The organism is Microbacterium sp. ARD31 (assembly GCF_031844425.1).
This window is the reverse complement of the sequence record NZ_JAUZVE010000004.1, coordinates 402,192-414,318: the sequence shown is the minus strand read 5'-3', so window position 1 is coordinate 414,318 and position 12,127 is coordinate 402,192. Positions and strand designations below refer to the sequence as shown.

Here is a 12,127-nt window from a genome sequence, read left to right as displayed (position 1 = left end):
CATGTCCCGGCGACCCGTATCCACCTATCGGCTGCAGATCCGCGAATCGTTCGACCTGGATGCCGCCCGCGGCGTCGTGGAGTATCTGCGCGACCTGGGGGTCGACTGGGCGTACCTGTCGCCGCTGCTGGCGGCCACCGCGGGCTCCGATCACGGCTACGACGTGGTGGAACCGACCCGTGTGGACGCCGCGCGCGGCGGGCCGGAGGCTCTGCGCCGGTTCGCCCGCGACGCCCGCGAGGCCGGTCTCGGCATCCTGGTCGACGTCGTCCCCAACCACATGGGGGTGGCGGACCCGCGGCAGAACCCGTGGTGGTGGGATGTGCTGACGCACGGGCGGGCTTCGCGCTACGCCGACGCATTCGACATCGACTGGGAGTTCGGCCGAGGGCGGGTGCGGGTGCCGATCCTCGGATCGTCGCTGGACGAGGCCCTGAAAGATGTGAAGGTGGATGCGGCAGCGGGCGTCGTCCGGTACTTCGATCACGAGCTGCCGCTGGCGCCGGGATCGCTGGACGGTCTCGACGCCGGCGAGGGCGTCGACGTCCGTGCCGTCCTCGCGCGCCAGCACTGGGAGCTCCTCTTCTGGCGCGACGAGGCGACGCTGCTGAACTACCGGCGCTTCTTCGCCGTGACGACACTCGCCGGCGTCCGGGTGGAGGTGCCGTGGGTGTTCGACGAGACCCATGCCGAGATCCTCCGCTGGCTCCGCGAGGGACTCGCCGACGGGCTGCGCGTCGACCACCCGGACGGACTGGCGGATCCGGGCGCCTACCTCGAACGGCTGTCCGACGCCACCGGCGGTGCGTACGTGCTCGTGGAGAAGATCCTCGAGCACAGCGCGACCGCGCACCCCGAGATGCTGCCCGCCTGGTGGCGGACCGACGGGACCACCGGCTACGACGCCATGGCCGAGATCGATCGCGTCCTGGTCGACCCGGCCGGTGAGGCGGGCCTGGACAGGCTCGACGCCGAGCTGCGGGGAGGGCCCGCGCCGACATGGCCCGACCTCATCCATGGGACGAAGCGGATGATCGCCGACACGATCCAGGTCGCGGAGATCAGCCGGCTCGTCCGCTGCCTCGCGCACCCGGTGGACCGTGCGGAGGACGCACTCGCGGAGCTGCTGGCCTGCTACCCCGTCTACCGCTCGTACCTTCCCGCAGGGCGGGAGTGGTTCGACCGGGCGGTGCGGGAGGCGACGCAGCGCCGGCCGGAGCTCTCCGCCGCGATCAGCGAACTCGCGCCGCTGCTGCTCGATGCCGGCAGTGAGCTGGCGCGACGGTTCCAGCAGACCACGGGCCCGGTCATGGCCAAGGGCGTGGAGGACACCGCGTTCTACCGTGCGACGCGCCTCGGAACGCTGACCGAGGTCGGCGGCGACCCGTCGGTGTTCGCCCTCGACGTCGACGGGTTCCACACGGCCTTCGCCCGGCGCCAGGCCGCGTGGCCCCACGCTCTCACCTCGCTGTCGACGCACGACACCAAGCGCGGAGAAGACGTGCGCGCGCGTCTCTCGGTGCTCGCCGAAGTGCCGGGGGAGTGGTCCGAGACGCTCGGGCGGCTGCGGCGTATCGCGTCCACCGGCCACGGGCCCTTCGACGCCCTGCTGTGGCAGGCCATCGTCGGGTCGTGGCCCGCGACGCCGGAGCGCCTGCACGCGTACGCGGAGAAAGCGGCACGCGAGGCCGCCGAGTCCACGGGATGGTGGGACCCCGATGAGGTCTTCGAAGCGCGGATGCACGCCCTGGTGGATGCCGCGTTCGGTCCGGCCCGCGCCGAGGTCGAGTCCTTCGTCGAGCGCGTGGCGCCGTCGGGGTGGTCCAACTCCCTCGCGGCCAAGCTCCTGCAGCTGGCGGGCCCGGGGGTGCCGGACGTCTACCAGGGTTCGGAGCTGTGGGAGACGTCGCTCGTCGATCCCGACAACCGGCGACCGGTGGACTTCGGCGCGCGTCGCGGGCTCCTCTCGCGGGTGGACGGCGGATGGACGCCCCCTGTCGACGAATCCGGCGCCGCGAAGCTCCTGCTGACCTCCCGAGCGCTTCGTCTGCGACGCGATCGGCCCCAGCTGTTCACCCGCTACACGCCCATGACCGTCGCCGGGCAGGCGGCGGAGCATGCGGTCGCCTTCGATCGCGGTGGGGCGGTGGCTGTGGTGACGCGGCTGCCGGAAGGCCTCGTCCGTCGTGGGGGCTGGGGCGACGCGGCGCTGATGCTGCCCCCCGGCACGATGACCGACGTGCTGACCGGGCGACGATTCGATGGAGGAGCGGTGCCGATGAGCGCGCTGCTCGAGACCTACCCGGTCGCGCTGCTGGCGGCCGACCACGACTGAGGAGGATCCATGATCGAGGTCTGGGCACCCCGTCCCGAGCGCGTGCGGCTGCGCCGCCCCGGCGCGATCGATGTCGAGCTCGAGAAGATGGATGCCGGATGGTGGCGTGCGCCCGTCCAGCTGGCGGACGGCGACGAGTACGGATTCGTGCTCGGCGACGGAGAGGATCTGCGTCCGGATCCCCGCTCGCGCCGTCAGCCGCACGGCGTCCACGGCGCGTCGGCGTGGTTCGATCCGAGCACGTTCGCCTGGACCGACTCCGCCTGGACCGGCCGGCAACTCGCGGGTGGTCTCATCTACGAGCTGCACGTCGGCACGTTCACCCCTGAGGGGACGCTGGACGCTGCGATCGGCAGGCTCGAGCACCTGGTGTCGCTGGGGGTCACGCACATCGAGCTGCTCCCCGTCAACGGCTTCAACGGGGTGTGGAACTGGGGCTACGACGGCGTCCTCTGGTACACCGTCCATGAGGCCTACGGCGGGCCCGCCGCCTATCAGCGCTTCGTCGACGCCGCCCACGGTGCAGGTCTCGCCGTCATCCAGGACGTCGTCCACAACCACCTCGGTCCGAGCGGGAACTACCTGCCCGAGTACGGTCCGTACCTGCGGAGCGCGCAGCGCAACACGTGGGGAGACTCGGTGAATCTAGACGAAGCGGCCGTTCGGTCGTTCATCGTCGAGAACGCGCTCATGTGGATGCGGGACTATCGCGTCGACGGTCTGCGGCTGGACGCCGTCCACGCGCTCGTCGACGACGCCGACGTGCACATCCTGCAGGAACTGGCGGTGGCGACCGACGCCCTCGCGGCCCACGTGGGCCGCCCGCTGACGCTCATCGCCGAGTCCGACATGAACGACCCGACGCTGATCCTTCCCCGCGAGGCCGGCGGCTACGGCCTCACAGCGCAGTGGAGCGACGACTGGCACCACGCCGTGCACGTCGCGGTCACCGGTGAGACCGCCGGCTACTACGCCGACTTCGCCGACCCCGAGGCGCTGGTGAAGGTCTGGACGCGGGGGTTCTACCACGATGGGACCTTCTCGTCCTTCCGCGAGCGGGCGCACGGCAAGCCGATTCCCGCGGACGTGCCATCCTGGCGGCTGGTCACCTTCGCTCAGGACCACGACCAGATCGGCAATCGCGCCACCGGCGACCGGCTTTCGCAGACGCTGAGCCTCGAACGTCTCGCGGTGACCGCGGTGCTCACGCTGACCGCGCCGGGGACCCCGATGCTCTTCATGGGGGAGGAGTGGGGCGCGCGGACGCCCTGGCAGTTCTTCACGTCCCATCCCGAGCCCGAGCTCGGCGAAGCCACCGCTCGCGGGCGCGTCGCGGAGTTCGCGCGGATGGGATGGGACGAGTCGGTCGTCCCCGACCCCCAGGATCCGCGCACCTACGAGCGGTCCAAGCTGGACTGGAGCGAGCCCGAGGCCGGCGACCACGCGCGCCTGCTCGAGCTCTATCGACGACTGGCGCACCTGCGCCGCGAGCGACCCGAACTCACCGACCCCGACGCGGCGCAGCTCTCGGGCCGCGTCGTCGGCGGCACGACGGTGGACGGGCGCGTCTATCGCCTGTCACGCGGACGCCTCGAGATCCTGGTGAACTTGTCGGACGAACCGGTGACCTTCGACGCGGTGAGCGACGTGCTGGTGGCCACCGACCCCGCCGCGGTCATCGTGTCGGGGTCGCTCACGCTCCCGGCCGTCGCCGCCGCCGTCGTGGAGGGCGGCGACGTGCGCTGAGGGCTCCGGTCTCAGTCGACCCCGAGGAACGAGCGATCGGTGAGGACGAGCGGGCCGTCCGCCGTGATCGCCACGGTGTGCTCGGAGTGGGCGCCGCGGGAGCCGTCGGCGCTGCGCAGGGTCCAGCCGTCGGGATCGGTGATGAGCTCGTCCGTGGTCTGCAGGAACCAGGGCTCGAGCGCCACGACCAGGCCTTCACGCAGCGGATAGCCGCGTCCGGCCTTGCCGTCGTTGGGCACGTGAGGGTCGCCGTGCATCACGCGTCCGACGCCGTGACCGCCGAAGTCGGTGTTGATCGCATAGCCGTCGCCGTGGGCGACGTCGGCGATGGCGTGCGAGATGTCGCCGATGCGGTTGCCGACGACAGCGGCGGCGATGGCGGCATCCAGTGCGCGTCGGGTCGTGTCGATGAGCGCGAGGTCCTCGTCGCGCGGCGTGCCCACGACGAACGAGATGGCGGAGTCGGCCACCCAGCCGTCGATCGAGACGGCGAAGTCGAGCGACACCAGATCGCCGTCCTTCAGCGCGTAGTCGTGCGGAAGACCGTGGAGGACGGCGTCGTTCACCGACGTGCAGAGCACCTTTCCGAACGGGCTCGCCCCGAAGGAGGGGTGATAGTCGATGTAGCACGATGTCGCCCCGGCGCGGCGGATCAGGTCATGCGCGCGGCGGTCGATCGCCAGCAGGTTCGTGCCGACCGTGGTCTCGTCGCGCAGCGTTGCGAGCGTCTCCGCGACGAAACGTCCCGCGGGCCTCATCGCCTCGATCTCTGCCGGGGTGCGCAACTCGATCATGCGTGTCGTCCTCTCGTCGGAGTCCATTCTGTCGGATGCGAAGGCGTCGACCTGGGAGGATGCCCCGGGTCACCGCACCGCCGGGCGGGCGCTGCTCGCGCGGCGTAGCATCGACCCATGCTGGTGCGTCGCGTGTTCTTCGGATGGATGCTTCCCGCCGCCGTCGTGCTGCCCCTGTGGCTACTGGTCGGCTGGGCCGTCACCGGCGCGGGGGCGTGGGCCTTCCTCTGGGTCCTGTTCCTCGCCATCCCGGGCGTGATCGTCTGGCAGCTGCTCATCACTCTGCTCGTTCGAGCTCGCGGAACGGTGCGCGCCCATCGGGCGGTGTCGTGGCAGGACGTGCTGGGACTCGCACTCTGGCACGGCCTCGTCATCGCGCTCGGCTTCTTCAGCCAGGACTGGTGGGGAGCCACGTTCGTCATCGCGATCCTCGCCGGCCTGGGGCTCTTCTGGTCCACGCTGTGGCAGCTGTGGCGCGAGGCGCGTCCGACGGGACTTCTGCGCACCGCGGACATCCGCGGATACATGACCGTGTCCGGCCCGCAGGCGCAACCGACGCCCCCGCAGGAGATCATCGTCGTGAGCGAGAGGCAGGAGCCCGGCGGCCGCTGAACCGCGGTTTGGCCGGCCGTGCCATCCGTGGCAGAATGGGCGTTTGTGCCCTGACCAGGTTCTGCCTCAGGGGAGCCCGCCCACCGGATGCCTCCGGCGGGCACCGGGCACACGACATCCTTCACCCACCATCCCGCGGTCGACCTGTGGCGGCCGCAGAGAGATACGATCATGCAGATCCTCGACTCCGTCGACGCCGCATCCCTGCGTTCCGACATCCCCGCCTTCGGCCCCGGCGACACCGTCAAGGTGCACGTGAACATCACCGAGGGCAACCGCTCCCGCATCCAGGTTTTCCAGGGCGTCGTCATCGGCCGCTCCGGCGACGGCGTGCGCGAGACCTTCACCGTCCGCAAGATCAGCTTCCAGGTCGGCGTCGAGCGCACCTTCCCGGTCCACAGCCCGGTGATCGACCACATCGAGGTCGTCACCCGTGGTGACGTGCGTCGCGCGAAGCTCTACTACCTGCGGAACCTCCGCGGCAAGAAGGCCAAGATCAAGGAGAAGCGCGGCAACTGACGCTCTTCCGACGAAGCCCCGGTCCGGTCGGACCGGGGCTTCGTCGTTGCCGCGGCGCGTCGGGAATGTGCGAACCTTGGATGGTGGCCCTCCGACCGGCGGCGAGCCCGCTGGAGGAACCTGCATGACGAGCGAGAAGACCGCCCCGGCGCCGCCGAACGTCGGGCGCGCGTCAGCGGGAGCCCGACGTCGTCGCAGCTGGGTCAGATTCCTGCGCGACGTCGTCGTCATCATCGTCATCGCGGTGCTCGTCTCGTTCCTGGTCAAGACCTTCCTGGTGCGGTCGTTCTACATCCCGTCCGGGTCGATGGAGGACACGCTCGAGATCCGCGATCGGATCCTCGTCGATGAGATCACCCCGCGATTCACCGATTACGAGCGGGGCGAGATCGTGGTGTTCCGCGACCCCGGCGGGTGGCTCCCGGTGACGCCCGAACCCGATCGGCCACCCGTCGTCGAGGCGATCGACTGGGTGCTCTCCCTGGTCGGGCTGTCCGCCCCCGACAGCGACGACCATCTCGTCAAGCGGATCGTCGGGCTCCCCGGCGACAACGTGGTGTGCTGCAACGCGATCGGGCAGATCACCGTCAACGGCGTCCCTGTGGACGAGAGCGATTACATCAAGACCCCGACGGCCGACTCCGCGGCATCCGCGGATCAGTTCGACGTGACCGTTCCCGCCGACAGCCTCTGGGTCCTCGGCGACAACAGGTATCGCTCGAAGGACTCCCGGTACAACACCGATCAGCCCGGCGCAGGATTCGTGCCGGTCGACAACGTCGTCGGCCGGGTCTTCCTCATCACCTGGCCGTTGAACCGCTTCGGCACGGTCGACAGTCACAGCGCCGATTTCGCGGGTGTGCCGGAGCCGGTCGTGACGGAGCCCCAGGCGTCCCCATGACCGTCGTCGAGCCGCGGCTGACGCTCGAACGGCGTCTGCTCAAGGAGCACACCCTGGTCATCGCGTGCGACGAGGTCGGACGCGGCGCCCTGGCGGGGCCCGTCGCCGTGGGCGCCGTGGCCGTGGACGCTCCGCGGTCTCGCAAACGCGTCCCCGTGGGCCTGCGCGATTCCAAGCTCGTCCCGGAGCACCGCCGCCCCGAGGTCGCCGCGCGGGCGGCGGACTGGGTCGCCGCCAGCGCCGTGGGGTGGGCCAGCGCCCGCGAGATCGACGAGATCGGCATCATCCGCGCACTGGGCCTGGCCACGCTGCGTGCGCTCGCGGATCTCCGCGCCCACGGCGTCGCTGCCGAGGACGGGATCGTGCTCCTGGACGGGAACTACGACTACATCACGCCGGCCGGCGGCACGGACCTGCGCGTACGTCCGGTGATCAAGGCCGACCGGGACTGCGCGAGTGCGGCGGCGGCATCCGTCATCGCCAAGGTGGCCCGGGACTGTCTCATGACCGGTCTCCACGACGAGTTCCCCGCGTACGGGTGGGGCCGCAACAAGGGCTATGCCAGCCCGGACCACCGGGCTGCCATCCGCGAGCACGGCATCTCGGCTCATCACCGCGCGTCCTGGGCGATCACCGACGCGCCGACGCTCTTCTGAGCGCGCCCTAGGATGGACTCACCATGGATGACGACGTCTTCGAAGACTACGACCGTGAGCTCGAGCTGGCCCTGTATCGGGAGTACCGCGACGTCGTATCGCAGTTCCAGTACGTGATCGAGACCGAGCGACGCTTCTACCTCGCCAACGAGGTGAACGTGGTCCGCCGCGACACCGAGCACGACTTCTACTTCGAGATCTCGATGACAGACGTGTGGGTGTGGGACATCTACCGAGCGGATCGCTTCGTCAAGTCGGTTCGCGTCCTCACGTTCAAGGACGTCAACGTCGAAGAGCTGTCCCGCCGTGACTTCCAGCTGCCGGAAGAGCTGTCGCTCGACAGCTGACATTCCGGGGTCATCCTCGACCCCACAGCCGGTCGCAACCGCTCACCTGTCCACGGGACGGTCCCGCAGCGCCGTCTCGACCACGTCCGCGCGCGAGCATGGCCGGCATGGCAGACAAGGATGTGCTCGGGCGCGCCGGTGAGGACCGCGCGGCCCGCTACTTCGCCGACGACGGCTGGACCGTGCTGGATCGGAACTGGCGGTGCGCGGCCGGAGAGATCGATCTGGTGGTGGCCCGCGGGCGCGACCTCGTCGTGGTCGAGGTCAAGACCCGTCGCGGTGAGGCGTTCGGCCATCCCCTCGAGGCGATCGATCAGCGGAAGCGAGAGCGGCTGTGGCGTCTGGCCGTCGCATGGATCGCCGCTCATCGCCCCCTCGCGCAGGGGCGCAGGCTGAGGCTGGACGCGATCGCAGTGGTCGGGCCCGATCCCGCCACCGGCGCGCTCGAGCATCTGGTCGATATGGATCTGCAGTGACCGTCGCGCGCACGTGGGCGGCCGGACTGACCGGGCTGGACGGCGGCCTCGTCGCGGTGGAGGCCGATCTGTCGAACCAGACGCCGGGGTTCCGCATCATCGGACTGCCGGACAAGGCGCTCGGCGAAGCCGTGCAGCGGGTGCACAACGCGTGCGCGAACAACGGACTGCCGCTTCCGCGACGGAGGCTGACGGTGAACCTGTCGCCGGCGAGCGTTCCCAAGCAGGGCTCTGCGTTCGACGTGGCGATCGCGATCGCGTCTCTCGCGACCGAGATGCGCATGGACGCGCTGCGGCTCAGTCGGACGATGCACGTCGGCGAACTCGGGCTGGATGGGCGGCTGCGTCCTGTCCCGGGGGTGCTTCCGGCGGTGCACGCCGCCGCGCAGGCCGGCGTGCACCGCGTCGTCGTGCCGCACGCGAACCGCGCCGAAGCCGAGCTCATCCGGGGCGTCGAGGTGCTCGGCGCGGTGAACCTCGCCGAGGTCGCCGCATGGCACGGCGCGGATGTGGTTCCGGTGCCGATGGAGCCGGTCACCCACGAGGCGGCGGCGCCCGCGTCGGGCGACGACGTGGACCTCGCCGACGTGATCGGACAGCGGGAGGCGGTCGAGGCGATGGTGGCCGCCGCGGCGGGCGGCCACCACGTGATGATGTGCGGCCCGCCCGGGGCCGGGAAGACCATGCTGGCGCGTCGGCTCCCCGGCATCCTCCCCGACCTCGACGACGCCGCCGCCCTGACGGCGGCGTCCATCAGATCGCTGTCGGGCCAGCCGATCGCGAGCATCTCGCACACGCCGCCGTTCGAGGCGCCGCATCACACCGCGAGCGTCGCGGCACTGGTGGGCGGTGGCTCGCGGATCGTCCGGCCGGGTGCCATCGCCCGTGCGTCCGAGGGGGTGCTCTTCCTCGACGAGGCGGGGGAGTTCCCCGCGCACTGCCTCGACGCGCTCCGCCAGCCGCTCGAGAAGGGCGAGATCACGATCGATCGCGCGGGGATCACGGCGACCTTCCCCGCCCGCTTCCAGCTGGTCCTGGCGACCAACCCCTGCCCGTGCGGCGACTACGGCATACGCGGGGGCGACTGCACCTGCCCGCCCTCCGCGATCCGCCGCTATCTGGGGAGGCTCTCGGGTCCGCTGCTGGATCGCATGGACATCCAGCTCTCGCTGACCCGCGTCGTCGTCGCCCATGCGGATGACTCCGTCCCGCGCCCGACGACCGCGAGCTCGCGCGTGCGCGTCACTGCGGCGCGCGCCCGCGCGGCCCGCCGGCTGAAGGACACGCCGTGGCGGGTCAACGCGCATGTGAAGGGCACGTGGCTGCGCACGGGCCCGATGGCGCCCGCGCCCGACGTGCGGCGTCCGCTGGACACGGCACTGCGAAGCGGAGCGCTCACGCTGCGCGGGTACGACCGCGTCCTGCGCGTCGCCTGGACCCTTGCCGATCTGGAAGAGGAGAGCCGGCTGACGCCCGCCCACATCGGCCGGGCGCTGTACCTGAAGAAGGGGATCGCCGCATGAACGCCGGAACCGATCTCACCGAGACCGCGGCACGCGCGGCCCTGCGGGGGCTCACTCCCGACAGCCGGTCGACGGACGCGGTAGCCGATTACGCGCGGGCGATCTGGTCGTTCCTCGCCGAGCCGGGCGACGGGATCGCCGGGTGCCTGCGCCTGGCGCTCGGGCCGGAGGCCGCCTTGCGCGTCGGGCTGAACGGAGAGGCGGTGCCGGCGTCGGCCGGCGTCACGCGCGAAGAGTTCGATCGAGCCCGCGCGCGCTGGAAGCCCCGGCTCGATCAGCGCGCCATCGCTGCGGGGCTGGCCACCGCCCGCGCCGCCGGGATCAGGCTGCTGACCCCCGGGCACGAGGAATGGCCCGGGCGGCTCGACGACCTCGGCATACACGGGCCGGCCTGCCTGTGGGTGCGGGGAGACCCCGCCGCGGCGAGCGCCGCGGCGAGCGTGGCGATCGTGGGTGCCCGCGCGGCGACCTCGTACGGAGAGCTCGTCGCGGGCGAACTCGCCGCCGAGCTCGCCGGCGCCGGGATCCTGGTGGTGTCGGGTGCCGCCTACGGCATCGACGGCGCAGCGCACCGGGCCGCACTCGGCGCAGGGGGGACGACCGTCGCGCTCTCGGCCGGTGGGGTGGAGCGCCCCTATCCGTCGGGTCATGCCCAGCTGTCCGACCGGATCGCCCGCTCAGGCGCGGTGATGAGCGAGGTGCCGTGCGGCGGTGCGCCGACGAAATGGCGGTTCCTCCAGCGGAATCGGCTGATCGCCGCGCTCTCCGATGTCACCGTCGTGGTCGAGGCCGGCTGGCGCAGCGGCTCGCTCAACACGGCCGGGCACGCTGCAGCCCTCGGCCGCCTGCTGGGTGCGGTTCCCGGTCCGGTGACCAGCGCCGCTTCGGCGGGGACGCATCGGCTGCTGCGCGAGTACGATGCCGTGTGCGTCACCGGCGCCGCGGACGTGCGCGAGATGCTGGGCGTCGACCGCCCGACGCTCTCGCTCACGGGCGACGGCAGGACCGACGACGTCACACGCGTGCGGGATGCGCTGTCGTCGCGCTCGCACCGCTCCATCGACGAGATCGCCGCACGCTGCGGGATGCCCCTCGACGAGGTGACGGCCGTCCTCGGCCTCCTGCAACTCGAAGGCACGGCCGAGCACGGCTCAGCCGGGTGGCGCCGCCCCAACGGCGCGCGGGCCCGCTGACGCGATCCGGCCGCCGCGGTGCGCCCCGCGAGCACACCCGGGCCTTCTTGGCACACTGACGGTATGCGCCTGTCCGAAGCCGCCGACCGGTACGCGGAGCACCTCGCCCGGGTGCGACGGCTCTCGCCGGCGACGGTGCGCGCGTACCGCGCCGATCTCGCCGATCTGGCCGCCACCCGCGACGACCGCGACGTCGCATCACTCGACCTCGAGGATCTGCGCGACTGGCTGTGGCGGTCGACCGAGCGCGGCGATGCCAGATCGACGGTCGCCCGCCGCACCGCGACCGCTCGCGGCTTCTTCGCCTGGGCACTCGAGCAGGGCCACGTCGCGCAGGACCCCAGCCTGCGTCTCGTGGCACCCAAACGCGGTCGCACGCTGCCCACCGTGGCAACCGCAGCGAATCTCGGGAACCTGCTGGAAGACATGGCGACGCGAGCCGCCGGCGGCGACCCGGTCGCTCTGCGGGATCACGCGATCCTCGAGATCCTGTACGGGTCCGGTGTCCGTGTGAGCGAACTGTGCGGGCTCGACATCGATGACGTCGACGGCGAGCGCCGAACCGTGCGGGTCACCGGCAAAGGCGCGAAGGAACGCGTGGTGCCGTACGGGGCTCCCGCATCCCGCGCGCTCGAGTCATACCTGGTGCGGGGGCGTCCGGCCCTGGCGGCGCGTGCCGAGGTCGGCCCGCGGGGTGCTGCTCGGGATGCCGGTGGACCACGGTCGTCGGTGGAACGTCCGGTGCCGGCGGGCGCCGTCTTCCTGGGTGCCCGCGGCGGCCGTATCGGCCCGCGCGCGGTGTACGACCTGGTCGCCCGCACGGTCGGCCCGCTCGTGGGCGGAGACACCGGCCCGCATTCGCTGCGGCACTCGGCGGCGACCCATCTGCTCGACGGCGGCGCGGACCTGCGCACGGTGCAGGAGATCCTCGGGCACGCGAGCCTTGGCACCACGCAGATCTACACGCACGTCTCGAGCGAGCGACTGAACGCGGCCTACCGGCTCGCGCACCCGCGCGCCTGAAC

The 12,127-nt window shown here is 71.5% G+C and carries 12 protein-coding genes; 11 read left to right on the top strand and 1 reads right to left on the bottom strand.

Going from position 1 to position 12,127, the window contains the following annotated elements:
- The first annotated feature begins 1 nt into the window (after position 1).
- The gene (gene treY / locus Q9S36_RS15570) at positions 2–2,335 is read left to right on the top strand and encodes a malto-oligosyltrehalose synthase (RefSeq protein ID WP_311285869.1); all 2,334 of its coding nucleotides are present in this window, start codon (positions 2–4) and stop codon (positions 2,333–2,335) included.
- Positions 2,336–2,344: 9 nt separating this feature from the next.
- Positions 2,345–4,081 (top strand): malto-oligosyltrehalose trehalohydrolase, encoded by a 1,737-nt coding sequence (gene treZ, locus Q9S36_RS15565; RefSeq protein WP_311285868.1) that lies wholly within the window; start codon positions 2,345–2,347, stop codon positions 4,079–4,081.
- Between the two features lie 11 nt (positions 4,082–4,092).
- Here treZ and map read toward each other — a convergent pair whose 3' ends face one another.
- Positions 4,093–4,875: a type I methionyl aminopeptidase gene (gene map, locus Q9S36_RS15560; RefSeq protein ID WP_311285867.1), complete on the bottom strand. Its 783-nt coding sequence runs from the start codon at positions 4,873–4,875 to the stop codon at positions 4,093–4,095.
- A 117-nt stretch (positions 4,876–4,992) separates the two neighbouring features.
- Here map and Q9S36_RS15555 point away from each other — a divergent pair, with 117 nt between their 5' ends.
- From Q9S36_RS15555 to Q9S36_RS15515, 9 genes are all read left to right on the top strand, one after another.
- Positions 4,993–5,487 carry an MFS transporter permease gene (locus tag Q9S36_RS15555; RefSeq protein WP_311285866.1) on the top strand — a complete coding sequence of 165 codons (495 nt, stop codon included), beginning with the start codon at positions 4,993–4,995 and terminating at the stop codon, positions 5,485–5,487.
- Between the two features lie 171 nt (positions 5,488–5,658).
- Positions 5,659–6,006, top strand: a complete 348-nt coding sequence (rplS, locus tag Q9S36_RS15550) for a 50S ribosomal protein L19 (protein ID WP_251449993.1) — start codon at positions 5,659–5,661, stop codon at positions 6,004–6,006.
- Positions 6,007–6,130: 124 nt separating this feature from the next.
- Positions 6,131–6,907 (top strand): signal peptidase I, encoded by a 777-nt coding sequence (gene lepB / locus Q9S36_RS15545; RefSeq protein WP_311285865.1) that lies wholly within the window; start codon positions 6,131–6,133, stop codon positions 6,905–6,907.
- The gene (locus tag Q9S36_RS15540) at positions 6,904–7,563 is read left to right on the top strand and encodes a ribonuclease HII (protein ID WP_311285864.1); all 660 of its coding nucleotides are present in this window, start codon (positions 6,904–6,906) and stop codon (positions 7,561–7,563) included. The genes lepB and Q9S36_RS15540 overlap by 4 nt, the downstream gene beginning before the upstream one ends.
- A gap of 23 nt (positions 7,564–7,586) precedes the next feature.
- Positions 7,587–7,910 (top strand): DUF2469 family protein, encoded by a 324-nt coding sequence (locus Q9S36_RS15535; RefSeq protein ID WP_121149251.1) that lies wholly within the window; start codon positions 7,587–7,589, stop codon positions 7,908–7,910.
- Between the two features lie 107 nt (positions 7,911–8,017).
- On the top strand, positions 8,018–8,386 hold the full coding sequence (locus tag Q9S36_RS15530; RefSeq protein ID WP_251449987.1) for a YraN family protein: 369 nt from the start codon (positions 8,018–8,020) through the stop codon (positions 8,384–8,386).
- Positions 8,383–9,909 (top strand): YifB family Mg chelatase-like AAA ATPase, encoded by a 1,527-nt coding sequence (locus Q9S36_RS15525; protein ID WP_311285863.1) that lies wholly within the window; start codon positions 8,383–8,385, stop codon positions 9,907–9,909. Before Q9S36_RS15530 ends, Q9S36_RS15525 begins: the two co-directional genes overlap by 4 nt.
- Positions 9,906–11,102, top strand: a complete 1,197-nt coding sequence (gene dprA, locus Q9S36_RS15520) for a DNA-processing protein DprA (protein ID WP_311285862.1) — start codon at positions 9,906–9,908, stop codon at positions 11,100–11,102. Before Q9S36_RS15525 ends, dprA begins: the two co-directional genes overlap by 4 nt.
- Before the next feature lie 63 nt (positions 11,103–11,165).
- Positions 11,166–12,125 (top strand): tyrosine recombinase XerC, encoded by a 960-nt coding sequence (locus Q9S36_RS15515; RefSeq protein WP_311285861.1) that lies wholly within the window; start codon positions 11,166–11,168, stop codon positions 12,123–12,125.
- The last annotated feature ends 2 nt before the right edge of the window (positions 12,126–12,127 follow it).

Coding starts and splice junctions, on each gene's coding strand:
- lepB (WP_311285865.1), top strand. CDS start 6,131: ATGACGAGCGAGAAGACCGCCCCGGCGCCGCCGAACGTCGGGCGCGCG.
- Q9S36_RS15555 (WP_311285866.1), top strand. CDS start 4,993: ATGCTGGTGCGTCGCGTGTTCTTCGGATGGATGCTTCCCGCCGCCGTC.
- Q9S36_RS15515 (WP_311285861.1), top strand. CDS start 11,166: ATGCGCCTGTCCGAAGCCGCCGACCGGTACGCGGAGCACCTCGCCCGG.
- dprA (WP_311285862.1), top strand. CDS start 9,906: ATGAACGCCGGAACCGATCTCACCGAGACCGCGGCACGCGCGGCCCTG.
- treY (WP_311285869.1), top strand. CDS start 2: ATGTCCCGGCGACCCGTATCCACCTATCGGCTGCAGATCCGCGAATCG.
- Q9S36_RS15540 (WP_311285864.1), top strand. CDS start 6,904: ATGACCGTCGTCGAGCCGCGGCTGACGCTCGAACGGCGTCTGCTCAAG.
- Q9S36_RS15535 (WP_121149251.1), top strand. CDS start 7,587: ATGGATGACGACGTCTTCGAAGACTACGACCGTGAGCTCGAGCTGGCC.
- Q9S36_RS15530 (WP_251449987.1), top strand. CDS start 8,018: ATGGCAGACAAGGATGTGCTCGGGCGCGCCGGTGAGGACCGCGCGGCC.
- map (WP_311285867.1), bottom strand. CDS start 4,875: ATGATCGAGTTGCGCACCCCGGCAGAGATCGAGGCGATGAGGCCCGCG.
- rplS (WP_251449993.1), top strand. CDS start 5,659: ATGCAGATCCTCGACTCCGTCGACGCCGCATCCCTGCGTTCCGACATC.
- treZ (WP_311285868.1), top strand. CDS start 2,345: ATGATCGAGGTCTGGGCACCCCGTCCCGAGCGCGTGCGGCTGCGCCGC.